Origin of the sequence: Trinickia violacea, from assembly GCF_005280735.1 — a bacterium.
GTDB lineage: Bacteria > Pseudomonadota > Gammaproteobacteria > Burkholderiales > Burkholderiaceae > Trinickia_A > Trinickia_A violacea.
This window is the reverse complement of the sequence record NZ_CP040078.1, coordinates 1,771,735-1,794,619: the sequence shown is the minus strand read 5'-3', so window position 1 is coordinate 1,794,619 and position 22,885 is coordinate 1,771,735. Positions and strand designations below refer to the sequence as shown.

At 63.9% G+C, this 22,885-nt stretch carries 22 protein-coding genes; 10 read left to right on the top strand and 12 right to left on the bottom strand.

The annotated features are described in order from the left end of the window. Positions 1-39: 39 nt before the first annotated feature. The 4 genes from FAZ95_RS30195 to FAZ95_RS30180 are packed head-to-tail and all read right to left on the bottom strand — an operon-like array spanning position 40 to position 4,174. Positions 40-993, bottom strand: a complete 954-nt coding sequence (locus FAZ95_RS30195; RefSeq protein ID WP_137336103.1) for a choline ABC transporter substrate-binding protein — start codon at positions 991-993, stop codon at positions 40-42. A 59-nt stretch (positions 994-1,052) separates the two neighbouring features. Further along, the gene (locus tag FAZ95_RS30190) at positions 1,053-2,048 is read right to left on the bottom strand and encodes a GlxA family transcriptional regulator (RefSeq protein ID WP_137336102.1); all 996 of its coding nucleotides are present in this window, start codon (positions 2,046-2,048) and stop codon (positions 1,053-1,055) included. A 37-nt stretch (positions 2,049-2,085) separates the two neighbouring features. After that, positions 2,086-2,994 (bottom strand): choline ABC transporter permease subunit, encoded by a 909-nt coding sequence (gene choW / locus FAZ95_RS30185; protein WP_137336101.1) that lies wholly within the window; start codon positions 2,992-2,994, stop codon positions 2,086-2,088. Then, complete coding sequence (locus FAZ95_RS30180; protein WP_137336100.1) at positions 2,987-4,174, bottom strand: quaternary amine ABC transporter ATP-binding protein; 1,188 nt, start codon at positions 4,172-4,174, stop codon at positions 2,987-2,989. Before FAZ95_RS30180 ends, choW begins: the two co-directional genes overlap by 8 nt. A gap of 438 nt (positions 4,175-4,612) precedes the next feature. Between FAZ95_RS30180 and FAZ95_RS30175 the strand changes: the two genes are divergently transcribed. Together FAZ95_RS30175 and FAZ95_RS30170 are read left to right on the top strand one after the other, a co-directional pair. Beyond that, positions 4,613-5,611, top strand: a complete 999-nt coding sequence (locus FAZ95_RS30175) for a TorF family putative porin (RefSeq protein ID WP_137336099.1) — start codon at positions 4,613-4,615, stop codon at positions 5,609-5,611. 124 nt (positions 5,612-5,735) lie between these two features. Continuing rightward, a complete protein-coding gene (locus FAZ95_RS30170; RefSeq protein WP_137336098.1) occupies positions 5,736-6,380 on the top strand; it encodes an NADPH-dependent FMN reductase in 645 nt (214 codons plus the stop codon). A gap of 103 nt (positions 6,381-6,483) precedes the next feature. On the opposite strand, the gene FAZ95_RS30165 is transcribed toward FAZ95_RS30170, so the two are convergent. Together FAZ95_RS30165 and FAZ95_RS30160 are read right to left on the bottom strand one after the other, a co-directional pair. Then, positions 6,484-7,833 carry an ABC transporter ATP-binding protein gene (locus FAZ95_RS30165; protein WP_137336097.1) on the bottom strand — a complete coding sequence of 450 codons (1,350 nt, stop codon included), beginning with the start codon at positions 7,831-7,833 and terminating at the stop codon, positions 6,484-6,486. A gap of 12 nt (positions 7,834-7,845) precedes the next feature. Then, positions 7,846-9,600: an ABC transporter permease gene (locus FAZ95_RS30160; protein ID WP_137336096.1), complete on the bottom strand. Its 1,755-nt coding sequence runs from the start codon at positions 9,598-9,600 to the stop codon at positions 7,846-7,848. An 881-nt stretch (positions 9,601-10,481) separates the two neighbouring features. On the opposite strand from FAZ95_RS30160, the gene FAZ95_RS30155 reads away from it, so the two are divergent. The 4 genes from FAZ95_RS30155 to FAZ95_RS30140 all read left to right on the top strand — a co-directional run bounded on the left by FAZ95_RS30155 (position 10,482) and on the right by FAZ95_RS30140 (position 14,289). Continuing rightward, positions 10,482-10,877, top strand: a complete 396-nt coding sequence (locus FAZ95_RS30155; RefSeq protein ID WP_137336095.1) for a hypothetical protein — start codon at positions 10,482-10,484, stop codon at positions 10,875-10,877. A gap of 122 nt (positions 10,878-10,999) precedes the next feature. Beyond that, positions 11,000-12,541, top strand: coding sequence for a carbohydrate porin (locus tag FAZ95_RS30150; RefSeq protein WP_137336094.1), 1,542 nt, complete (start codon positions 11,000-11,002; stop codon positions 12,539-12,541). Between the two features lie 247 nt (positions 12,542-12,788). Next, positions 12,789-13,763, top strand: a complete 975-nt coding sequence (locus FAZ95_RS30145; protein WP_254700344.1) for a CPBP family intramembrane glutamic endopeptidase — start codon at positions 12,789-12,791, stop codon at positions 13,761-13,763. 40 nt (positions 13,764-13,803) lie between these two features. Then, positions 13,804-14,289, top strand: a complete 486-nt coding sequence (locus FAZ95_RS30140; protein ID WP_137336093.1) for a hypothetical protein — start codon at positions 13,804-13,806, stop codon at positions 14,287-14,289. Positions 14,290-14,327: 38 nt separating this feature from the next. On the opposite strand, the gene FAZ95_RS30135 is transcribed toward FAZ95_RS30140, so the two are convergent. From FAZ95_RS30135 to FAZ95_RS30120, 4 genes are all read right to left on the bottom strand, one after another. Continuing rightward, positions 14,328-14,534: a hypothetical protein gene (locus tag FAZ95_RS30135; RefSeq protein WP_137336092.1), complete on the bottom strand. Its 207-nt coding sequence runs from the start codon at positions 14,532-14,534 to the stop codon at positions 14,328-14,330. A gap of 24 nt (positions 14,535-14,558) precedes the next feature. Continuing rightward, positions 14,559-16,436, bottom strand: a complete 1,878-nt coding sequence (locus FAZ95_RS30130) for an ABC transporter ATP-binding protein (protein WP_137336091.1) — start codon at positions 16,434-16,436, stop codon at positions 14,559-14,561. 356 nt (positions 16,437-16,792) lie between these two features. Further along, on the bottom strand, positions 16,793-17,470 hold the full coding sequence (locus FAZ95_RS30125) for an alpha/beta hydrolase (RefSeq protein WP_137336090.1): 678 nt from the start codon (positions 17,468-17,470) through the stop codon (positions 16,793-16,795). Between the two features lie 107 nt (positions 17,471-17,577). Beyond that, a complete protein-coding gene (locus FAZ95_RS30120; RefSeq protein ID WP_137336089.1) occupies positions 17,578-18,333 on the bottom strand; it encodes a DeoR/GlpR family DNA-binding transcription regulator in 756 nt (251 codons plus the stop codon). Positions 18,334-18,417: 84 nt separating this feature from the next. On the opposite strand from FAZ95_RS30120, the gene FAZ95_RS30115 reads away from it, so the two are divergent. Continuing rightward, positions 18,418-19,047, top strand: a complete 630-nt coding sequence (locus tag FAZ95_RS30115; RefSeq protein WP_137336088.1) for an NUDIX domain-containing protein — start codon at positions 18,418-18,420, stop codon at positions 19,045-19,047. 86 nt (positions 19,048-19,133) lie between these two features. Then, positions 19,134-20,009 carry a hypothetical protein gene (locus tag FAZ95_RS30110; protein ID WP_137337672.1) on the top strand — a complete coding sequence of 292 codons (876 nt, stop codon included), beginning with the start codon at positions 19,134-19,136 and terminating at the stop codon, positions 20,007-20,009. 124 nt (positions 20,010-20,133) lie between these two features. Here FAZ95_RS30110 and FAZ95_RS30105 read toward each other — a convergent pair whose 3' ends face one another. Next, positions 20,134-20,802 carry a MarC family protein gene (locus FAZ95_RS30105; protein ID WP_137336087.1) on the bottom strand — a complete coding sequence of 223 codons (669 nt, stop codon included), beginning with the start codon at positions 20,800-20,802 and terminating at the stop codon, positions 20,134-20,136. Between the two features lie 24 nt (positions 20,803-20,826). After that, positions 20,827-21,306: a GNAT family N-acetyltransferase gene (locus FAZ95_RS30100; RefSeq protein ID WP_137336086.1), complete on the bottom strand. Its 480-nt coding sequence runs from the start codon at positions 21,304-21,306 to the stop codon at positions 20,827-20,829. 291 nt (positions 21,307-21,597) lie between these two features. Between FAZ95_RS30100 and FAZ95_RS30095 the strand changes: the two genes are divergently transcribed. Further along, positions 21,598-21,813: a DUF6566 family protein gene (locus FAZ95_RS30095; RefSeq protein ID WP_137336085.1), complete on the top strand. Its 216-nt coding sequence runs from the start codon at positions 21,598-21,600 to the stop codon at positions 21,811-21,813. A gap of 160 nt (positions 21,814-21,973) precedes the next feature. Further along, on the top strand, positions 21,974-22,873 hold the full coding sequence (locus tag FAZ95_RS30090) for a ferritin-like domain-containing protein (protein WP_137336084.1): 900 nt from the start codon (positions 21,974-21,976) through the stop codon (positions 22,871-22,873). Positions 22,874-22,885: the final 12 nt, after the last annotated feature.

Genomic DNA, 22,885 nt, shown 5'->3' with positions numbered 1-22,885 from the left:
CGGTATACAAAATACCGCGTGCCGCATTCCGGTCTCGGCTCAATGCGACGCCAGATACCCCTTCACCGCCGTCAGTCCATCCTTCCCGTCGATCGTCGTCACGCCCGCGAGCCATTGGTTCAACACCTGCGGATTGGCCTTCAGCCATGCGAGCGCGGCCTTGTTCGGATCTTCCTTGTTCATGATCGGCACCATCACGTGGTTCTCGATGCCCGTCGTGAATTGCAGGTTCGACACGAACTTTGCCGCGTTCGGGCAGCGCGCAGCGTAGTCGGGCGGCGTGGCTGTGAACACCTTCGCCTCGCCATAGTTCGGACCGAACACGTCGTCGCCGCCGCTCAGGTAGTCGATCTTCATCTGCACGTTCATCGGATGCGGTTCCCAGCCGAGGAACACGATCCACTGCTTCTCGCGAGTCGCCTTGTTCACTTGGACGAGCATCCCCGCCTCGCTCGACTCGACGAGCTTGAACTTGCCGAGGCCGAACTGATTGCTGTCGATCATCTTCTTGATCAGCGCGTTGCCGTCGTTGCCGGGCTCGATGCCGTAGATCTTGCCGTCGAGCTTATCCGCGTACTTCGCGATATCGGCGAACGACTTGAGCCCGCCGTTATAGACGTAATCCGGCACGGCCAGCGTGTACTTCGCGCCGGTCAGGTTTGGCGTGGGCAGCACTTTGATCGATCCGGCTTTGACGAACGGGTCGATGATCGGGTCCATGGTCGGCGCCCAGTAGCCGAGGAACACGTCGATCTGCTTGCTCTTGATGCCGGCGAACGTGATCGGCACCGACGCGATCGTCTTTGTCGGGTTGTAGCCGAGGCCGCTGAAAATCGTCGACGCGATGCCGGTGGTCGCCGCGATGTCGGTCCAGCCGACGTCCGCGAAGCGCACGTTGCGGCACACGCCGGGGTCCGACGCTTGCGCGGGTGCGGCTGTGATGGCGGACGCCATGCCGAGCGCACAGAGCGCCGCTGTCAGGATTCGCTTCATTATTTTTCTCCTCGGGTATCGATATGTGGATCAGTGAAATCAACGACAGGGAAATCCGTTCACTCGGGCTGGCGCCGCTCCAGGCTCGGCGCATGTCCGAACTGCGCGCGATACGCCTTGCTGAAATGACACGGCGAATGAAAACCGCAGACCGTCGTCACGCGCGCGATCGAGGCATCCGTCGTGCGCAGCAGATCGCGCGCGCGGCGCAAGCGCAGCGACAGGTAGTAATGCGTCGGCGAGACGTTCAAATACACCTTGAACATCCGCTGCAAATGGCGCTGCGACAATTGCACGAGCCGCGCGAGTTCTTCGAGCGAGAGCGGCTCTTCGATATTCGCTTCCATCAGGCGCACCACCTCGATCAGCTCGGCACGCGAGAAGCCGACGCGCGCGTCCACCGGAATCGGCTGATGATCGGACGCGCTGCGGATGCGCTCGAGAATGAACTGCTCCGAGACCTGAGCGGCGAGGTTCTGGCCGAAACGCCGGCCGACCAGATGCAGCATCAGATCGAGCGGCGCGGTGCCGCCCGTGCAGGTGAGCCGGTCGCGATCGATGACGAACAACTCGTCGGTAAAACGCACGTGCGGGAACTCCTTGTGCAGCACCGACATGTCTTCCCAATGCACGGTGCAGCGGTAGTCGTCGAGGAGTCCCGCGCTCATCAGCGCATAGGCGCCGGTGCAAATCCCGCCGAGCGGCACGCGGCGCTCCGCCATGTCCGCAAGCAGCGTCTTGACCGGCGTATCGACCGCGCTGCGAATCTGCGTGCCGCCGCAGACGATCAGCACGTCGGGCACCCCGGCTTCTTCGAGCGTGCGCGTGGGCTTGACGGTGATGCCGTTGCTCGCCCGCACGGGCACCCCGTCAGTCGAGACGATCGACCATCGGTAGTGCGCCTCCCGCGCCACATAGTTCGTCATCCGTAGCACTTCGATCGCGCTCGTGAACGCGATCATCGAGAAGTTGGGCAACGTCAGAAAACCGAAATGCACGGGGGACGGCAACGGCGATTCCGTCATGGCAGGCGTCACGTCGCTCTCCAAGGGCATAGGACCTGTTCGCACCAGTAAAAGGCCCTCGGTTGGCTTAGCTTTGCGTCAGCGGCTGTTGTTGCGCGCGGCGCACTCGCATCACGTGGCGCAGCCCTGCGAAGCGTGGCGCCGGCGCCGTGCCCGGCGTGCGGCCGAAGCTCTCGGTAATGCGGTCGAGAATGATCGCCAGCAGCACCACCGAAAGGCCGCTCTCGAAGCCGAGTCCGATATCGAGCCGCTGAATGCTCGCCAGCACGTCGTTGCCGAGGCCGCCCGCGCCCACCATCGACGCGATGATCACCATCGACAGCGCCATCATGATCGTCTGGTTCACGCCCTGCATGATCGACGGCAGCGCGTTCGGGAACTGCACCTTGTAGAGCAGCTGCCATGACGTGCAGCCGAACGCCTGCCCCGCTTCGACGATCTCGCGATTCACGTGGCGAATGCCGAGGCTCGTGAGCCGCACGGCGGGCGGCATCGCGAAGATCACGGTCGACAGAATCCCCGGCACGCGCCCAAGACCGAACAGCATCGCGGCCGGAATCAGATAGACGAACGCGGGCATCGTCTGCATCAAGTCGAGTATCGGACGGACGATCGCGGCCACATGCTTGTTCTTCGCCGTCCAGATGCCAAGCGGCACGCCGAAGACGAGGCTGATGATCGTCGACGACAACGTGAGGCCCAAGGTAACGACCGTTTGATCCCAGAAGCCCGTCGCATAAATCAAGAGCAGCGCGAGCGTCGTAAAGATCGCAAAGCGCCAGCCGACGCGCCACAACCCGATGCCGATGAAAAACGCCATCAGCGCCCACATCGGCACCGCCTGCAAACTGTGTTCGACGAAGGCCGCGATGCCCTCGATCACCTTGCCGATCGCGTCGAACGTGTCGCTGTCGTGATCGAGCAGGAAGTGGACCGAGTGATCGACCCAACTGCCGAGCGGAATGAGTTCAGACATGGGAGCCTCGCGAACGCGTGAGTACTTTCAGGACGGCTGCGCGATCGACCGAGCCGCAATAACAGCCGTCGTCGTCCACGACCGGCAGCGCCCTCGCGCTCGCGACGACGCGCGACACGACATGCTCGAGCGTCGCCGCCCGCGAAATGCTTTCGACCTGCGCGATATGCGGTGCCGCCGTGGCCGCGGCCGTCGCCGCGCCGAGCGCGTCGCGCGTGACGAAGCCGCGAAGCTTTCGCTCGGCGTCGAGCACGAACGCGTAGTCCGCACTACCGTTGAGCGAGGCCGTCACCGCGGCCGTGTCGGCGTGGCGCACGAGCGGCACGGCGTCGGTCTGCATGAGGTCGGCGGCGGTCAGATAGCGGCTCGTGTCGACGCCCTCGAAGAACGCACGCACGTAATCGTCGGCCGGTTTGCTGATGATTTCCTGCGGCGTGCCGAGCTGCACGAGCCGGCCGCCCTCCATGATCGCGATGCGGTTGCCGATGCGCAGCGCCTCTTCGAGATCGTGCGACACGAACATGATCGTGCGCCGCTGCTCCTTCTGCAGTTGCAGCAGGACGTTCTGCATCTCCTTGCGCTTCAAGGGATCGAGCGCCGAGAACGCCTCGTCCATGATCATCAGCGACGGGTTCACGGTCAGCGCCCGCGCGAGCCCCACGCGCTGCTGCATGCCACCCGACAGCTCCGAGGGCAGCTTCTGCGCGAAGGCCGCGAGCCCGACTTGCTCGAGCACCGCCAGCGCGCGCTTTTCGCGCTCCTTCTTCGCGACGCCCGCCACTTCGAGCCCGAATGCCGCATTCGAGAGCACCGTGCGCTGCGGCATCAGCGCGAACGACTGGAACACCATGCTCATGTCGGTGCGGCGCAGCGCGGTGAGTTCCGAGCGCTTGACCGCCGCGATATCGCGGCCGTCGACGATCACCTTGCCCGAGGTCGGCTCGACGAGGCGGTTGATGAGGCGGATCAGCGTGGACTTGCCGGAGCCGGAGAGGCCCATCAGCACGAAGATCTCGCCTTCCTGAACATCGAACGACACGTTGTGCACGCCGACCACCTGGCCGGTGCGCGCGAAGATTTCATCCTTCGTCGCACCACCCGCGAGCATGTCGAGAGCCTGCTTCGGGTTGTTGCCAAACACCTTGCATAGACCCTCGACCACTACCTTTCTGGCATTCATCGAATCCATCTCCTCCAAGAGCGGGGGCGGCAGGCGCCAGCCTCCGCAGCGTTAATACATAGTTGCCAGAAAAAAGACGTTGCAGCCGACGAATTCCGACAGACGCTTGCGCAAATGCGACACGCATGGAAACGGACGATCGTCCCGAAAGCGCGCAAACGCCCGCCGCACGCGCGGCTTGGCCGATGGTGCACCGCATGAAGAATCTTGCATGCCAAACCGGCGTGTCGCCGCCGTGCAGATTCGCGTCCGAAATGCTATGCGCAATGGCGGATTTGGCTGGACATACTCGGGCCGTCATTTCGACCGGACGCCCGCTCGACACCGCAGACATCGACGCGAGACGCCCGCCCCTTCAATCGCACTGCCCGGTGAAGCCGCAAGCCATCGCGAATAAGCACTCAAAGCGGCCCGCCCTCAACGACGGAGATCTTCTTCATGCACGACGGCAAGACGAAGTCACGCCTCACGTCAGCCGCGCTTTGCGGCGCGTTCCTGATCGGTACGCTGCATACGGCCGCTGCCGTTGCGCAATCGGCTGAATCGAACAGCGCCGGCGCCGCCGACGCGGCGACCGCGCCCGCCGCGGCCAACCCATCGACGACGGTCGCGCAAGCCGCTGAGCCGGCATCGAGCGCCGCACCGGCACCCACGCTCGCCGCGAATCCTGCCGATCCGCCCGCTCCCGCGGCAGCCGCGGCACCCGCGCCGGCCGCCGCCTCGCCGCTGACAGCCAACGTGACGCTCGCCTCGCAATACGTGTCGCGCGGCTTCCGGCAAGGCTGGGGCAAGCCTGCGATCCAAGGCGGCTTCGACTACGCGCACTCGAGCGGCCTGTTCGTCGGCACGTGGCTCTCCAGCGTGAGCAGCAAGTTCGTCGAAGACGGTACCGTCGAATGGGATCTGTACGGCGGCTACGGCGGATCGATCGGCGATCTGTCGTACACCGGTACTGTGTACTACTACGTATATCCGGGCGCGCGCATGGCCGCTAGCGACACGAGCTACAACTACGGCGAGTTCGTCGCGGCGCTCACCTACAAGTGGTTCACCGCGAAATACTGGCTCACGTACACGCCGAACTACTTCGGCTATGACAGCCAGTCGCTCGGCATCGGCAGCGGACAAGGGAGCCGCGGCTCGGGTTATCTCGACCTGAACACGAACATCGACCTGACGCACGGCTTCTCGCTGCTCTTGCACTACGGCTGGGAGCGCGTGCAGAACTTCTCGGCGTACAACTGGCAGGACGCGAAGGTGGCGGTGTCGAAGACGTTCGACGGCGGCTGGACGCTGACCGGCGCGGTCACGAAGGGCTGGGGCGCGACCAACGTCTACGACAACTACACGACGGGCGCGCGCGATTCGTCAGGCAACATCGCCGTGTCGAATCCGTTGGCGACGACCGTGCTCGCGACGCTCACGAAAGTGTTCTGAACTGCGCTTTCCGGCATATCGATAGAAGAAAAAGTCGTTTCCGGCGCAGTTAAGCAGTCACTACCATGGCAGTTTGAAGTTGAGGACCCGGCGCTCCGGCGCCGCTGACCGACGGAGTGTTGTCTTGACTGCTTTCGAACATCTTCCCTTGCCGCTCGTCGTGGGTATCGGCGGCACCACGCGCGACGCGTCGTCGACCGAACGCGCGCTCGGCTTCGCGCTGCGCGGCGCCGAGGCTGCAGGCGCGCGTACGCGCTTCTTCGGCGGTACGTTTCTGCACAGCCTGCCTCACTACGCACCGGAGCATCCGGAGCGAACCGATGCGCAGCTCGAACTGATCGAAGCCGTGCGCGCCGCCGACGCCATCATCATCGCCACGCCCGGCTACCACGGCGGCGTCTCGGGTCTGGTGAAGAACGCGCTCGACACGCTCGAAGAACTGCGCGCCGACGAGCGGCCGTATCTGGACGGCCGCGCCGTCGGCACTATCGTGACGGCCTATGGCTGGCAGGCGACGGGCACGGTGCTGACGTCGCTGCGCTCGATCGTGCATGCGCTGCGCGGCTGGCCGACGCCGTTCGGCGCCGCGGTCAATACCCTGGAGACGCGCTTCGAGACGCCGGATACGTGCTCGGATGCGAAGGTCGTCGAGCAGCTCGCGACAGTCGGCCGGCAGGCGGCCGAGTTCGCGCTGGCCTTTGGGTCGCACTGCGCCGCCAGCCTTGCCACCGAACGAACCGTGGCCAAGGCGCTGACGCTCGCGAATTGAACATGCAGAACCGGCTCGCGACGTAGCCGCCCTACCTTGCAAAAACATCGCGCGCCGGCGAGGCAACCCCGCCGGCGCGCGATGCATTCATCGATACCGCCTATCAGGCTTCGACGTCGGCCAGGCTGAAAATTTCCGACTGGTCGTTGTACGAGAAGACCTCGCCGTAACGGCCCCAGTTGATGACCGCGTCGAGCGTCTGCTGAGCCGCGTGATCAGACAGCGAATCTTCCAGCTCCTGCTCGAAACGCACGCGCGGCGCGCGATGTCCCGGCCGCTCGTCGAGCACCTTCTTGATCCGCGCGGCGAGCGGCACGTTGCGCAGCAGATGCTCGGCGAACATCATCTTGCGCTCCTGCGTGCCGAACTCGGCGAAGGCGCGCGCTTGCGGCGTGAGGAAGATGTCGCCTTCGCGCATTTCCGCAAAACCCAAGTGCTGCAGCACTTCGGCGATCGGGAACAGATCGTCCACTTCGAGGTGCAGCGAGCGCGCGATTTCCGGCATGTCCGCGCGGCCGTTATACGGGGGCACGGCCAGCGTCTCGATCAGGCCCGCCATCAGGTTGGTCGACACCTCCGGCAGCCGGCTGCCGAGTTCGAGCCCCGTCGTCGCCGCTTCACTCACCTGACGCGCCGTCATGCGCGCGTAGATATCGTCGACGAGACGGCGGAACGCCGGGTCCAGACGGTTGCGCGGATGCTTGAACGGCACCTGGATCTCGGCGATCACCTTGCCCGGATTCGACGACAGCACCAGGATGCGGTCGCACATGAACACCGCTTCTTCGATGTTGTGGGTGACGATCAGCACGGACTTGATCGGCAGACGGCCTTGCGTCCACAAGTCGAGCAAGTCGGTGCGCAGCGTTTCGGCGGTCAGCACGTCGAGCGCGGAGAACGGTTCGTCCATGAGCATCAGCGTCGGATCGACGACGAGCGCGCGCGCGAAGCCCACACGCTGGCGCATGCCGCCCGACAGCTCGCGCGGATAGGCGTTTTCGAAGCCGTCGAGACCGATCAGGTCGATCGCGGCGAGTGCGCGCTCGCGGCGCGCGCTGGCGCCGACGCCCAGCGCTTCCAGCCCCGCTTCCACGTTCTGCAGCACGGTGAGCCACGGGAACAGCGCGAAGGTCTGGAACACCATCGCGACGCCTTCGGCCGGACCGTCGAGCGGCTTGCCGAGGTAATCGACGTGGCCGTCGGTCGGCTGAATCAAACCCGCGATGATGCGCAGGAGCGTCGACTTGCCCGAACCCGAGCGGCCCAGCAGCCCGACGATCTCGCCTTCGCGCAGCGTCAGATTCACGTCGTCGAGCACCAGCAGATCTTCCTGGGCTTTGCTGAAGCCGCGGCTCACGTCCTTGACGTTGAGGATTTCGCGGCCGGCGTCCGGGGTACCCGCGCGCGGCGGCGTCTGAAGCACTTCGGTAGTTGCAGCTTTAGGATTTAGCATCGCCTATCTCTCTCAGTCGAGCCGAAGCTTGGATTCGGCATGTCGGAACATCGGACGCCACAGCAGACGGTTGAACAGGGTCACGAACAAGGACATCACCGCGATGCCCAGGATGATCTTCGGGAAGTCGCCTGCGGCCGTGGTCTGCGCAATGTAAGCGCCAAGTCCATGCGCCTGGACCTTGGTGTCGCCCCATTGCACGAACTCCGAGACGATACTCGCGTTCCATGCGCCGCCCGAAGCCGTAATCGCACCGGTCACGTAGTACGGGAAGATGCCGGGCAACATCACCTGGCGCCACCATTGCCATCCACGAATGCGGAAATTGGTCGCCGCTTCCTTGTAGTCGTTCGGGTACGCAGTCGCGCCCGCGATCACGTTGAACAGGATGTACCACTGCGTGCCGAGCACGATCAGCGGCGACAGCCAGATATCGGGGTTCAGATTGAACTTCACGATCACGATCACGAACACCGGGAATAGCAGGTTCGCCGGGAACGCGGCGAGGAACTGCGCGAGCGGCTGGATCTTTTCGGCGAGCGCGGGACGCAGCCCGATCAGCACGCCAAGCGGCACCCAGATCACCGACGAGATCGCGATCAGAATCGCCACGCGGAACAGCGTGATGAAGCCGAGCACGAACACATGCTCCACTTCGCTCATCGTGACGCCGGTGCTCACATACGAGACCACGCGATAGACCACATAGACGGTCAGGAGGAGAACGAGAATCCCCCAGATGATGTCGCCGATTTTCGAGCGCTTGCCGGTGAACGCCACCGGGCCGAAGCGCCGTGCGCGAGGCAGCGGCAGGCGCATCGGCACACGCGCCGCCCTCGCCAGCAGCACGCCCATCGGCACGAGCCCGCGGTGAATCAGGTGCGTGCGGCGCAGCAGATCGAGCAGCCACGATTCCGGCGCAACGCCCGAACTCGTGGTTTCCATGCGGAACTTGTCGGCCCACGCGACGAGCGGACGGAACAGGAACTGGTCGTAGGCGAGGATCACGATCGTCATCGTGAGAATCACCCAGGCGATCGCCGTGAGGTTCTTGTCCGAGATCGCCTGCGCGAGATACGCGCCGATGCCCGGCAGCGTGATCGTGTTGTTGCCGACGGTGATCGCCTCCGACGCCACCACGAAGAACCACCCGCCCGACATCGACATCATCATGTTCCAGATGAGCCCCGGCATCGAGAACGGCACCTCGAGCTTCCAGAAGCGCTGCCAGCCGGTCAGATGAAAGCCGCGCGAGACTTCTTCAAGATCGTGTGGCACGGTGGTCAGCGACTGATAGAAGCTGAACGTCATGTTCCACGCCTGGCTCGTGAAGATCGCGAAGATCGCCGCGCATTCGGCGCCGGCCACGCGGGTCGGGAACAGCGCGATGAAGAACGTCACCGTGAACGAGATGTAGCCGAGCACCGGCACCGATTGGAGGATGTCCAGGATCGGGATCAGCACCTTCTCCGCGCGACGGCTTTTCGCCGCGAGCGTGCCGTAGATCAGCGTGAACACCAGCGACGCCACCATCGCCGCGAGCATGCGCAGCGTCGTGCGCAACGCGTATTCCGGCAGGTTCGACGGATTGGTCGAGATCACCTGGGTCTTGAGCGTCGCGATCGGCGCCATCGTCTGATGGAAGCCGATCGCCGCCATCGCGATCAAGCCGATGATCAGCGGGAACGCAACGAAGTCCCAGCGGTTGGGGAGCAGCCGCCACGCCGAAGCGTTGGCAGTGCGATTCAGGTCAAAACTGAAATTCATTCGATGCCTCCCCGGCACGGGTTCTTTAACGACGAATTCAATGGGCACACCTCCGCAGCACTAGAGGATGGCACCGATATGTGACAAGAGATCGACCGAACATTACGAAACGCAAACAGAGGCTGTTGCGGCGCTAATGGGGCGCTGGTCAAAGCGCAGAGGGTGCTGCGAAGGGGCGCGCCGCCTGCCCGGCGGTGGGAGCGCGGCCAAGAAAGCAACGCGGGACGTTCATCCGATCGGGCAGCGAAACGGCTGCAACCGCGGCTGTCCGAGGTATGTGGCCCTTTTGTGACGACGGGCGAATTCTAGACAGCGTCGTCTCTCGAAGTCAACACGAATCACTAAGCAGAACCAATGTAATTCTCATTTACTACACCAAGGTTCGTTGCGCCCAGAACACTACATAAGCCTTACATCGAAACCAAGACGAAAGGTCGTCGGTGAAATCCATAAGACGCGCTCGATATTACGCAGTGCGATGCTTCAACCGGTTTGGTCGGGGGAAAACACAATCGTTGTTTTTATACTTTTTTTACTTGCCGCATTGCACAAGCTCCGTCTACAATCCGCCCGTCTCATAAAAAGGAGTCCCTTGTGGACGCGTCTTCGAGTAGTGGAAGTCCGTTGCCGGCCCAAGCCGGCACAACCGCGAGATAGCCGCAGCAGGTTCACTCCTTCGCCGCTAACTCGCATTCGTCGGGTTAGCGCGCTTCATCTTCGATCGGCTCCAGGCCCAATATGGGCCAGCCCAATACGGGCCGGCCGGTCCGACAGCAGCACGCTCCCCTAAAAAATTTAGACCGTCTCTCGCAATCGCGCTTGCGAGACGCCGTCGCGTATTCATACGTCGCCCGACTTCGTCGGGCCGGACGGGGGGAATCATGTTCGTCAAATCGTTTGTCATCTCTTTCGTGGGCGCAGCGCGTGCCCAGCGTCCGCAAGCCGTCGCGCTGCGGCTGGCCGAATGGCCCGCCCGCGTGCATTTCCTGGTTACGCCGTCGGGCGACGCCGCGCGCGCCGCACTTGCCGCCGGCCGCTCGGATCGCAGTTTCACGCAGCGCGTTCGCGCCTCGGTCGAAGGCCAGTTTCGCCGCGCCGCCAAGTCTGCCGCTCGCACGGCACTTCGGGCTGCTTACGTTGGCAGCCCGCTCACCCCAACCGGCTATGTGGTGCTGGCGCTGACGGTCGGCGCCATCGCCATGGTGGCGATGCTCGTCACGTCGTCCGCCGGCAGCGAACTGGAGGGTGCGTTACGCGTAAACGGGTATTTCGCCTGAGACGCATCGGCCCCTACGCGGGCCGTTGCTATCGCCCTACAGTCACAGCTTCGCAACAGTGCGTGTGTCAAATTCATTAACACCCTGGCCCGCCAGCCAGAAATAAAACCACTCCACTTGTCATGAAAAAGAACCTTAAAACCGCTCTGCGGATGTCCGGCGCACCGGCCAGCCTCACGCTGCTGCTTTCCCTCGGTCTCGTGCCGCACGCCTTCGCGCAAACGAGCGGCGAGGCCGCGCCGGCTGCGAACCCTTCGTCGACGCCCACCGCTCCTGCTGCGACGGAAGCCCCGTCGTCCTCGCAGCCCGCCGCCGGCGCCGATAACGGCGGCGCGGCAACGGCAGCAGCAGACCAAACGCCGCCCGCCCCCACCGGCTTCTGGGATCGCTCGAACCTGCTCGGCGACATGGGCGGCCTGCGTCCGTGGCTCGGCAATTACGGCGTGACGTTCGGGCTGCAGGAAACCAGCGAGTACATGGCGAACCTGTCGGGCGGCACCCATACGGGCGGCGCCTATCAGGGCGTGACGCAGATGGGCCTCGGCATCGACACGCAAAAGGCGTTCGGCCTGCCGGGCGGCACCTTCAACGTGTCGGCCTTCCAGATTCACGGCACCGACCTGACGCTGCGCAACACGCAGACGCTCCAGGCCACGACCGGCATCGAGGCCGAGGCTTCGACGCGCCTCTGGGAACTGTGGTACCAGCAGGCGTTCCTGGGCGGCAAGTTCGACGTCAAAGTGGGTCAGCAGAGCCTCGACCAAGAGTTCATGGTGAGCCAGTACGCGAGCACGTTCATGAACGCGACGTTCGGCTGGTCGGGTCTGCCCTCCAACGACCTGCCCGCAGGCGGCCCGGCCTATCCGCTGTCGTCGCTCGGCATTCGTCTGCGTGCCCAGCCGACCGACGCGATCACCGTGCTCGGCGGCATCTTCGACGGCAACCCGGCGCCCGGCACCGGCGATTCGCAGAAGCTCAACGCGAGCGGCACGAACTTCAATTTGCACAACGGCGCACTCGTGATCGGCGAAGTGCAGTACGCGATCAACCAGCCGCCGTCGGACCCGAACGCGCCGAAGCCGAGCGGCCTGCCGGGCACCTATAAGCTGGGCTTCTGGTACAACAGCAACCACTTCGACGATACGGGCTTCGACAATACCAGTCTGTCGCTCGCGAACCCGAACAGCACGGGCGTCCCGGCGAGCCATAGCGGCAACTACAGCATCTACGCCGTCGCCGATCAGATGGTGTGGCGTCCGAGCGCGGACGGCCCGCAAGCCGTCGGCGTGTTCGCGCGCATCATGGGCGCGCCCGGCGACCGCAATCTCATCGACCTCGGCGTGAACGCGGGCGTCACGCTCAAGGCGCCGTTCAAGGGCCGCGACAACGACGTCGCCGGTCTCGCCATCGGCTACGCGCACATCGGCTCGCACGCCCAGGACCTCGCCACCGCCCAAGGCACGATCACGCCGGGCTACCCGTCGCGCAGCGCCGAGACGATTCTCGAAGCGACCTATATGGCGCAAATCACGCCGTGGTGGCAAGTGCAGGCGGACTTCCAGTACGCGTTCCGTCCGGCAGGCGGCATTCCCAATCCGGACAATCCATCGCAACGTGTCGGCGACGAAGCGATCGTCGGCGTGAGAACGACGATCGCGTTCTGATGACGCGAGGATGCCCCTCGTACCATGCGTAGCAGGAAATAAAAAATCGCGCGCTCGAACGGGCCGAAGCCGGTTCGTCGAGCCGCGCAATTCATCCGAAGAATCACACTAAATCGCGCTGCAACAGCGCACGGCGGATTTAGAAAACGCTAAGGTACTGCGCACGCGCGTGGTACCCGAGTGTTCGCAAACGCGATGAACTCCGAGGCCACGCTTGAGATAACAACAAGCCAGGTAAGGAGGCAATTTGGACGACATCGAACATCGCCCGGCATCCGCTGACGCAGCGTCAACTCCCACGTCAACCTCAACCTCGATCCGGCGCGGCGGCAAGCTGCGCCGGATTGTTATCGGCCGCGACGGCATTCGCACCGGCTGGCTCGCGTTGCTGTTTATCGTGATCGTCGGGAGCGTCGCCTTCGGCCTTTCGTTCGTTGTGCGGCATTTCGTGCTCGGGCCTGTCAATTTCCATGCGCTTCCGGCGGGTTCGGCATTGCTGATGGAGGGCGTTCAAGTCGCCGCCGCGGCCATCGCGACGGGCGTGCTCGCCGCGATCGAACGCAAGTCGTTTTTCTCGTTCGGCCTGCAGAGCACTGCGCGGGGGCTGCGATTCGTGTCGGGCGTGGTGTGCGGCTTCGTGGCGATTTCTGCGCTGGTGCTGATCCTCCTGAAAGCCGGTCTGCTCCAGTTGAATGCCTCGACGCTGCAGGCGAGCGAAGCCTGGAAATATGCCGCGATGTGGGCGGGTGTCTTCCTGATGGCGGGCCTTTTCGAAGAGACGGTGCTGCGAGGCTATCTGCAATACGCGCTCGCTCGCCGGATTGGCTTTGGGTGGGCCGCGATCCTGCTGTCGGTACTGTTCGGCGGGCTGCACGGCTGGAATCCCGGCGAAACACCGGTGGGTCTCGTGACGGCGGTGCTGGCCGGCCTCGTTTTTTGTCTGTCGCTCTGGTACACGGGCTCGCTCTGGTGGGCGATCGGCTTTCACGCGGCGTGGGATTGGGGCGAGTCGTACTTCTATGGGACGTCGGATAGCGGCGAGATTTCGCTAGGCTCGCTGTTTAGGGCACATCCGATCGGGAACGTCCTGTTGAGCGGCGGCGCCACTGGGCCCGAGGGAAGCGTACTCGTGATTCCGCTGCTGATCGTGGTCGCGGCTTTGATGTGGGCGTGGTGGGGACGGCGGAAAGTGAAGACGCCGTTTGCCGGGCGTACCGCTTGAGCGCTGTCAGTTGCACAACAACAAAAAGGAAAGAAACCCGATGAAAACTGCATTTGCCGTCGCTATTTCGATACTTCCGCTTTACGCCTTCGCAGGCTCCGGCGGCCAGCTCAACAACCTTCAAAACGTCGTGACCGTCACGGAAGCGAACAGCGGACAAAACAACGCGCAAGACAAGAATCGCGAGGAACTGTCGGTCGCTGTGGTCGACGCCAATGGCCCCGTTGCCGATGCGAAGTGCACGCTTTCGAATGACAAGGGAGACTGGTCGGTCACCGCGCCCGACAAGGTGACGGTCCGGCGCTCCAGCTCGGATCTGAAAATCGAGTGCGCCAAGACGGGATACGACACGGCGACCGGCGCGGTCAAGGCATCCACGACGCAGATCACCCCCAAGCGCTTCACTTTCGGCACTGACGCAGGCGGCGACGGCGAGGAAGACGCGTTGATCACCGTGCCGCAATACGCGCCGACGATCACTATCACGCTGAACGCAAAGGCCGCTGGGCAGCAGGCGGCGAACTAAACCCGCGTCATGGATTGCCCGGACGCAGCCGCGCCGATTCAGCGTGGCTCGTCCGGCGTATCGCCACGTGCCGCCGCCGCTGCATGCGGCTCCTGGCACAGGCTCGACACCCACTGGCTCCGCCGGAACCCCATGCCTTCGTAGATCCGCCCCGCGTGATAGCTCTCGTCGGCGACGATCACCAGGTTTTGCACGCCACGCGCGAAAGCCCGCGCCAGATTCGTCGCGACGGGCGCCAATTGCATGACCTGTCGTTCAAGCATCGACGATCACTTCCCCGCGACGAGCGTCGGATCGTCGATCTGACGCTTGCCCGGCACACGAGACGCGCCGCCAAGCTCGATATCGTCGAGCCCCTTCGTCAACTCCAGCGCCTGGCGTTCGAACAGCCTCCGGTACAAGCCGTTCTCGAGCCGGATCAGCGCGTCGTGGCTGCCCTCCTCGATGATCCGGCCGTGGTCCAGCACGAGCAGCCGGTCCATCTTGCGGATCGTCGACAGCCGGTGGGCCACGACCAAGGTCGTGCGTCCGACCATCAGCCGCTCCATCGCCTGCTGAATCAGCACCTCGCTTTCGCTGTCGAGGCTCGAGGTCGCTTCGTCGAGGATCAGGATCGGCGCATCCGCGAGGAACGCGCGCGCGATCGCCACGCGCTGCCGCTCGCCGCCCGACAGCTTGACGCCGCGCTCGCCGACCAGCGTGTCGTAGCCCTTGGGCAACGACGTGATGAACTCGTGCGCGCTCGCGAGCTTCGCGGCCCGCTCGATCTCCGCCTGCGTCGCGCCGGGGCGGCCATACGCGATGTTGTCCGCCAGCGAGCGGTGAAACAGCAGCGGCTCTTGCTGGACGATCGCGATCTGCTGGCGCAGCGTCGCCTGCTGCACCTCGGCGATGTCCTGACCGTCGATCGTGATGCGGCCGCCCGAGATGTCGTAGAGACGCTGGATCAGCTTGATGAACGACGTCTTGCCCGATCCGGAATGGCCGACCAGCCCCACGCGCTCGCCTGCCGCGATCCGCACGCTCAGATCGGTATAGAGCGGCGCCGTCCGCTTGCCGTAGTGGAACGTCACCTTCTCGAAGCGGATCTCGCCCTTGTCGATCACGATCGGACGGGCGCCGGGCTTGTCGTCGATGCCGAGCGGCTGGCTGTCGAGCGCCACGAGCTCTTCCATATCGTTGACCGAGCGCTGCAGGTTGCGCACGTGCATGCCCACGTCGCGCAGATAGCCCTTCAACATGAAGAACATCGTGAGCGCGAACGTGATGTCGCCGACGCTTGCGCGGTCGTGCATCCACAGCAGCAGCGCCGCACCGACGATCGCCGCCTGCATCGCGACCAGCATCACGCCCTGCGCGCCGCCGTTCAAGGTGCCGCGCACCCACGTGCGCCCCGTGCGGTGACGCCATTTGCCGATGACGCGCGCAATGCGCGCCTCCTCGCGCGTCTCGGCGCCGAACGCCTTGACGACGGTGTTGCAGCTGACCGCGTCGGCGAGCGCGCCGCCCATGCGCGTGTCCCACAAGTTGCCGAGACGCGCGGCGGGCGCCACGAAACCCAGCGAAATGCTGACGGTCACGACGGTATAGAGCACCGAGCCCACGCCCACCACCAGCCCCATCACCGGCCAATGCACGCCGAGCAAAACGGTCGCGCCGACCAGCATGACGAGCGACGGCATCAGCGCGATCAGCAGCGTGTCGTTGAGCAGATCGATCGCCCACATGCCGCGCGTGATCTTGCGCACCGTCGAGCCCGCGAAGCTGTTCGCGTGCCAGTCGGTGGAGAAACGCTGGACGCGATGAAAGGCGTTCGCCGCCACTTCGCTCATCATCTTGAGCGTCAGCACGATGATGTTGTGGAACACGGCCTGCCGCAGCAACGTGCCCGTCAAGCCGAGCACGACGAGCAGCCAGAACGCCGTGGTGGCGGCGTGCCACGCCAGCGCGCGGTCGCTCGCGCCGGCGGCGAGCGCATCGACGAGCCGTCCCGCGTACAACGGGGTCAGGACATCGGCTACCGCCGCGAGCAACGCCGCCATCGCGACGACGAAGACGCGCCAGGGCTGCCGGCCCCAGTGCTTGAAGGTGAAACCGAGGACGTCATCGAACGCCCTTCCACCGAAGTCGAGTTTTTTGCGAGTCATTTTTCGACGACCCTGCGACGCGGAACGTGCAAGGTACTCCAATCAAGAAGAAACGAAAGAAATAGTCGACGCGCCAGCATGGCTGCTGACGATCAAACGACGGACTTTCTGAAAGCAGCGCGGAGGCGGCTGGCCCCTTCGCGCGGACGACGATTTAAGGCCGTCGCGGAGAAACGTTAGGGACTGGCGAACGCATTGCGAAGATCATGTGGCGCCTCCCTTGAACGTTGAGTGAAATGAAGAAATGAAATGACGAGAGCGAAAGCTCAGGGAATGGATTCTATCGGCAGTTACGCGGCGCCGCAAGGTGACGGCCCGACCGATTGGGACGAGCCGTCACTCTAGCGGTGAATGGGTCAGCGTTGTGCGAGGCGCGCTGCCAGCCACGTGCGCAGCGCTTCGACCTCTTCGAGGCACACCGAGTGCGGCATCGGATACGCGTGCCACTCGACCTTGCAGCCGCGCGCGAGCGCGAAATCGCGACCGGCTTCGCCCAGCTGGATCGCCAAGATGTCGTCTTGCGTGCCGTGAGCGGCGAAGACCGGCACTTCACGGTTCGCCGCCTCGAAGCGGCTCTCGATGAAACCGCTCGACGGAACGTATCCCGACAAGACGATCAGTCCGGCGAGCGCTTCCGGATGCGTGAGTCCCGCCGAATAGGTCATCGCCCCGCCCTGCGAAAAACCGGCGAGAAAGATTTTCGAAGTCGGGATGCCGCGCCGGTTCTGCTCGTCGATCAGCTTGCGCACCGTTGCACAGGACGCCTCGATGCCCGCTTCGTCGACCTTGCGGGTCACGCCGCCGAATTCGTAGATGTCGTACCACGCGCGCATCACATAGCCGCCGTTCGCGGTGACCGCGATCTCCGGCGCGTTCGGAAACACGAAGCGCACGCCCGGCGCACCCGGGATGCGAAGCTCGGGAACGAGCGGGACGAAGTCGTTCGCGTCGGCCCCGAGACCGTGCATCAGGATCACGGCGTATTCGGGGTTCGGTGCGGTTTCGATTTCGATGGTCGAAGTTTGATCGGTCATGACTTGGGGTTCCGGTTGGCGCAGAGGGAATCGGGACGGTTCGCGTGAGATTAAACCGGTCGATGCGTCGTGCCAACATGGGAGCGTTGTCCGCGCTTCTTTAACGCTTACGCCCTCACCACCGTCACCCCCGCCGCCTCCAGCGGCTCGGTCAGCGCAGCATCCGTCGACTTCTCGACAATGATCGCGCTAGCCATCGCGAGCTCGCCGATCCGGTATTGCGACGCTGCGTTGATCTTGTCGGCCGAAGCCAGCACAACAGTCTCCGCCGCGTGAGCCGCCAAAGCGCGCTTCATATACGCCTCCTCCAGATCGCCGGTGCTCAAGCCCGCCGTGGCATGCACGCCCGTGACGCCCATGAAGAACACATCGGCGCGAATGTGCGAAAGCGCCTCGATCGCGGCCGCGCCGACCGTCACGATCGAATGCTTGAAGAGCCTGCCGCCGATCACGATCACCTCGATCCCGGGGTGCTCGACCAGCTCCACCGCGACGTTCGGACTATGCGTGACCACCGTTGCCGACAGCTCGCGCGGCAACTGCCGCACGAGTTCGATCGCCGTGGTGCCGCCGTCGACGATCACGACCTGCCCCTCGCCGATCATGCCGGCGGCCGCCTTCGCGACCGCGCGCTTGGTCGCCGATTCGATGGGCTGGCGATGCGCGAAATCCGCCGTCGCCGGCGACGCGGGCAGCGCGCCGCCATGCACTCTTTGCAACAGCCCCTCGCTCGCGAGCTCGCGCAGGTCGCGGCGAATCGTGTCTTCGGAGACCTCGAACGATTCGCTCAAGGCTTTGGCGAGCACCTGCCCGTCGCGCTTGAGGATGGCAAGGATTTCGCTTTTTCGTTGACTGGTGAGCATGAAAGTGTTTGCACGAAAAATCTTGTTTTTGCACGAATTTGCACGATATCATCGAGCCAGCCTCACCGCAACTGGAGCCGACACATGAACGCAAACGCGAATGAACCCGCGAAGGCCACCACGGACCGCGTCCGCATCCTGGAAACCCAAGTGCTCTCCGACGACTGGTACCTCCTGAAGAAAACCACGTTCGACTTCCTGCGCCGCGACAACGTCTGGCAGCGGCTGTCGCGCGAGACCTACGATCGCGGCAACGGCGCGACCGTCCTCCTGCACGACCGCCGGCGCGACACCGTCGTATTGACCCGGCAGTTTCGCTTTCCGGCGTTCGTCAACGGCCACGACGGCATGCTGATCGAAGCGCCGGGCGGCCTGCTCGACAACGCGTCCCCCGAAGAGCGCATCCGCACCGAAGTCGAAGAGGAAACCGGCTATCACGTGCAGCACGTCAAGAAGGTTTTCGAGGCGTTCATGAGCCCTGGCTCGGTCACGGAAAAGCTGTTCTTCTTTGTCGCCGACTACGAGTCGGCCTCGAAAGTCGGACCGGGCGGCGGGGTCGAATCGGAGGGCGAAGATATCGAGGTCATCGAATTGCCGCTCGACGACGCGCTCGCGATGATCCGCGAAGGCAACATCGTCGACGGCAAGACGATCATGCTGTTGCAGTACGCAGCGCTGCGGCGGCTTGCCAAGTCTGCCGATTGCGAGGCGTGATGAGATCGGGTCTGGCAGGAGCGCGTGCTCGCGAAGGCAAAACGAGCGGGCACACCAAACGGCACAAGCTGGCAGCGGTGCTCGCCATGCTGCTGGTGTGGTGCCTTTGCGGGTACGGTCTCGTCGCGAACGCCGCCGCGGCCGACGACGCCCAGAGCCTGCGCGACACCTACCAGAGCCTCACGCAGCAGCTCGCGCACAATCCGTTTCACCGCGAGCTGGCCCTCGTTTCCGAAGAATCGCCGTCGAGGCTCAAGGGCGACATCTACGCGGTGATGGACTATCCGTTCGCGACCGTCAACGGCGCGCTCGACGATCCGGTGCGCGGCCCCGGCAACTGGTGCGACGTACTGATCCTGCACTTGAACATCAAGTATTGCCACGCATCGAGCAACGACAACGCGAGCATGCTGACCGTGAACCTCGGCAGGAAAGTCGAAGAAGCGCTGCCGTCCACCTATCGATTGCAATTCAGCTACCACCCGGTCGAAAGCAGCGCGGACTACTTCAAAGTGGAGCTCAGCGCGGATAGCGGCCCGCTCAGCACCAAGGACTACCGCATCGTGCTCGAAGCCGTTTCGATCAGCGGCAACCGCACGTTCCTGCATCTGACCTACGCGTATGGCTACGGCCTTGCCGGGCGGCTCGCGATGAAAACCTATCTCGCGACTCTGGGCGCCGACAAAGTCGGCTTTACTTCGACGAGCGATCCGTCGAGCGGGAAGCTGCAATATATCGGCGGCGTGCGCGGTCTCGTCGAGCGCAACACGATGCGCTATTACCTCGCGATTGACGCATATCTCGGCTCACTTGCAAGCCCGCCGGACAAGCAACTCGCTCAGCGCCTCGCGACTTGGTTCGACGCGACCGAACAATATCCGCAGCAACTGCACGAAGTGGATCGGCAGGACTATCTGCAAATGAAGAACCACGAGTATCAGCGGCAGCAAACGGCGCAGTGAGGCTGCAGTGAGGCAAAAAAGCCGCGCGCTTCGTCGCGTTCGTCAGGGAGGCGACGAAGGCCGCTTCGAAGCGCGCGTCGTGAGGCTGCGGGCGTGAACAGGTGTCGAGCGGGTTGTAAAGCCCCTACTTGACATGCACCGATCCGATCAGCTCGGCAAGCCCGAGCCACAAGATCTGCAGACCGATGCAGAAGAGCACGAACGCGAACAGGCGCATGGCCACTTGCGTGCCGATCGGGCCGAGCCACCTTTCGACGTAGGCCGCGTACCTCACGCAGACATAGATGGAAGCCCACAGAAACGCGAGCGCGATAGCCACGCCCACCAGGTGAATCGGCGCGAGGCCCCCGCGCGGCGAACCCGTCCCAAGTGCGATCGCCACCGCGATCGAGCCCGGGCCGACGGTGATAGGCAGCGTGAGCGGATAAAACGCCTTGGCGCGCAGCGTCGCGATCCGAGCCGCGCTCGACGCCACGTTCGGCTCGGCCTCGCGCTCCTCATCCGCCGAGGCGTGGAGCAGATTCCACCCAGCGAAGCCGATCACCAACCCTCCCGCTACCCGCAACACCGGTATCGAGATCCCGAAGAACGACAGCACGTAAGCGCCGATCGACAACGACGCGAGCAGGATGATGAGACTGTTGAGCGAAATGCGCCTGGCGAGCTCGGCCCGCTCGGCTGCCGTCGCGTGAGGCACCATGCTCAGCACGATGAAGCCCGCGGCCGGCGGATTGATGATCGGAAATAGCCCGGCGATGATCAGCAGAATGGTTTCGACGAGATCGTTCAGCATGTTTGGATATCCGTGTCGCGCCGGTCATGCGTGGCAAGCGGTCAGCCGTTTCGTCATCGGCACGCATTCGAGCGAGAAGCCTCTCGGCGAGTGATACAGCGACAGCGTCTCCCCGGCGAATCCGCAGCGTCGATAAAACGGCGCGGCGTTCAAGGTCGCATCGAGGCTCAGCTCGGGCAGAGCATGGGCGCGCGCGAGTCCTTCCAGAAAATCCATCATCCGCTTGCCCAAGCCTCGGCCCATATGATCCGGATGGACGAAGACGGCGTCGATCCTGCCCGTATCGGTTGCGATCATGCCTGTGGCAAGCACGGCCGCATCGTCATGAGCGACGTAGAACCCGCGCTCGACCAGCTCCGCCCATTTCTCCGACGGCACGCCGGAGGTCCACGCTTCGAGCAGATGCCCGGGATAAAACCCCTCGCACTGCGCCAGCACGGACAGCTTCCTGATATCCCACGCCGCCTGCGCATCGGCGCGCGTCGCCTTTCTAATTTCCGGCATCCTTATTTCCCTCGTTGGTATTCCGCTGCCGCTGCACCAAGGCAAGTCTGTCTCGCGCCGTCGGTGCTTCTGCTAACGCGGCACGTCATCCTATCAGGCTGCGCTTATCGGGCGATCTCCCGGCGCCCGGCACGCAACGCGGCCTCGATCCGGATCGTCGCTATCTTCCGATCCATGGCGGCAGCTAGCCCCCATCCGTGATTAGCTTGCGACGAATGATTCGTTCACTCCGGGCACGACGCCCTCTACGCTAGGGACTGTTCACGCTCAAACGCATTCGCCGTCAACGCCATGACCCAACACATTCTCTACAAAGGCTACGAAGTCGCGCCGATGGCGCAACGCCTGCCGAACGGGCTGTTCGCGGCCGGCATCACGATCGAGAAAGCCAGCACCGCGCAAAGTCACGCCTATTCGTTCGACGCACTCGACTACTTTTTTGACGAAGAACACGCCCTCGCATACGCTTTCCGCTGGGGCCGCATGTGGATCGACAGCCGTAACTGAAACGCCCGCCCCCTCTTTGCGGCGGGCGCCGAGGCTCGCCTGCCGTGCCGATGTAGACCGCCTAGCCGCGCGCCGCGCACGCGTTGCGCAGTTCGCGGCAGTGCAACGCGAACTATGCCAGAATGGCCGGACCTTGCTCCTGCCCTACATCAGCAACGCTATGTCCGAAACGCTGCAAGAACAAGCAGCGGCAGATCATGCAATGCGCCATTGGAACGCCCCCGGCCGCACGCCCGTGCGGATCGGTTCCGACGAGCACAAGCAAATGTTCTGCCGGATGCTGCTCGAAACGCACAATCCGTACAAGCCCGCCGTCATCGATTGGCCGCCGCTCGCGCCCGACGAACTGCATCGCATCACCTCCCTGCCCATCTGGGACATCGCCGTACAAACGGAAGGCCGCGCGTCGATCCGCGTCGCGACCTTCGCCTCCTCCATGCACGACCCGCTATTGCGCCAAGCGCTCGATATGGACGGAGGAGAGGAAGCGCGTCATAAAGTCGTGCTGTCGAAGCTCGTCGAGGCGTACGGCATCAAGCTCGCGCCGGAACCCGACTATCCCGCCCCCAAGGACCCCGAGTGGGCGTGGCTGGTCACGGGCCATAGCGAGTGCATCGACAGCTTCTTCGCGTTCGGTCTCTTTCGCTCGGCACAGAAATCGGGTTACTTTCCGGAAGAGCTCGTCGAGACCTTCGAGCCTGTCATTCAAGAGGAAGCGCGCCACATCCTGTTCTTCGTGAACTGGGCCGCGTGGTACCGCAAGAACCTGCCGTGGTGGAAACGCCCGTGGTTCTCGCTGCGGGTCTTGGCCGTGTGGGCGTTCCTGATCTATGAACGAGTCGGCATTGCGAGAGGCATCGATGCCGACGGCGTCATGCACGACGCGACCTTTGCCGCGAAGGGCGCGGTCAGCGTCGGCGAGGCGCTCAGCCCGCGCGCGATGATCGAACTCTGCCTCGCCGAGAACCAGCGGCGCATGAGCGGCTACGACGAACGTCTGCTGCGTCCGGCCACGGTTCCGCGCCTCGCGAAATTCGCGCTGCGCTTCTTGAAGAAGTAAGAAGAAGGCCAC

Bases quoted from the DNA above. Each gene is read 5' to 3' on its own strand.
- FAZ95_RS30195 (WP_137336103.1), bottom strand. From the start codon at position 993: ATGAAGCGAATCCTGACAGCGGCGCTCTGTGCGCTCGGCATGGCGTCC.
- FAZ95_RS30190 (WP_137336102.1), bottom strand. From the start codon at position 2,048: ATGCCCTTGGAGAGCGACGTGACGCCTGCCATGACGGAATCGCCGTTG.
- choW (WP_137336101.1), bottom strand. From the start codon at position 2,994: ATGTCTGAACTCATTCCGCTCGGCAGTTGGGTCGATCACTCGGTCCAC.
- FAZ95_RS30180 (WP_137336100.1), bottom strand. From the start codon at position 4,174: ATGAATGCCAGAAAGGTAGTGGTCGAGGGTCTATGCAAGGTGTTTGGC.
- FAZ95_RS30175 (WP_137336099.1), top strand. From the start codon at position 4,613: ATGCACGACGGCAAGACGAAGTCACGCCTCACGTCAGCCGCGCTTTGC.
- FAZ95_RS30165 (WP_137336097.1), bottom strand. From the start codon at position 7,833: ATGCTAAATCCTAAAGCTGCAACTACCGAAGTGCTTCAGACGCCGCCG.
- FAZ95_RS30160 (WP_137336096.1), bottom strand. From the start codon at position 9,600: ATGAATTTCAGTTTTGACCTGAATCGCACTGCCAACGCTTCGGCGTGG.
- FAZ95_RS30155 (WP_137336095.1), top strand. From the start codon at position 10,482: ATGTTCGTCAAATCGTTTGTCATCTCTTTCGTGGGCGCAGCGCGTGCC.
- FAZ95_RS30150 (WP_137336094.1), top strand. From the start codon at position 11,000: ATGAAAAAGAACCTTAAAACCGCTCTGCGGATGTCCGGCGCACCGGCC.
- FAZ95_RS30140 (WP_137336093.1), top strand. From the start codon at position 13,804: ATGAAAACTGCATTTGCCGTCGCTATTTCGATACTTCCGCTTTACGCC.
- FAZ95_RS30135 (WP_137336092.1), bottom strand. From the start codon at position 14,534: ATGCAATTGGCGCCCGTCGCGACGAATCTGGCGCGGGCTTTCGCGCGT.
- FAZ95_RS30130 (WP_137336091.1), bottom strand. From the start codon at position 16,436: ATGACTCGCAAAAAACTCGACTTCGGTGGAAGGGCGTTCGATGACGTC.
- FAZ95_RS30125 (WP_137336090.1), bottom strand. From the start codon at position 17,470: ATGACCGATCAAACTTCGACCATCGAAATCGAAACCGCACCGAACCCC.
- FAZ95_RS30120 (WP_137336089.1), bottom strand. From the start codon at position 18,333: ATGCTCACCAGTCAACGAAAAAGCGAAATCCTTGCCATCCTCAAGCGC.
- FAZ95_RS30115 (WP_137336088.1), top strand. From the start codon at position 18,418: ATGAACGCAAACGCGAATGAACCCGCGAAGGCCACCACGGACCGCGTC.
- FAZ95_RS30110 (WP_137337672.1), top strand. From the start codon at position 19,134: ATGCTGCTGGTGTGGTGCCTTTGCGGGTACGGTCTCGTCGCGAACGCC.
- FAZ95_RS30105 (WP_137336087.1), bottom strand. From the start codon at position 20,802: ATGCTGAACGATCTCGTCGAAACCATTCTGCTGATCATCGCCGGGCTA.
- FAZ95_RS30100 (WP_137336086.1), bottom strand. From the start codon at position 21,306: ATGCCGGAAATTAGAAAGGCGACGCGCGCCGATGCGCAGGCGGCGTGG.
- FAZ95_RS30095 (WP_137336085.1), top strand. From the start codon at position 21,598: ATGACCCAACACATTCTCTACAAAGGCTACGAAGTCGCGCCGATGGCG.
- FAZ95_RS30090 (WP_137336084.1), top strand. From the start codon at position 21,974: ATGTCCGAAACGCTGCAAGAACAAGCAGCGGCAGATCATGCAATGCGC.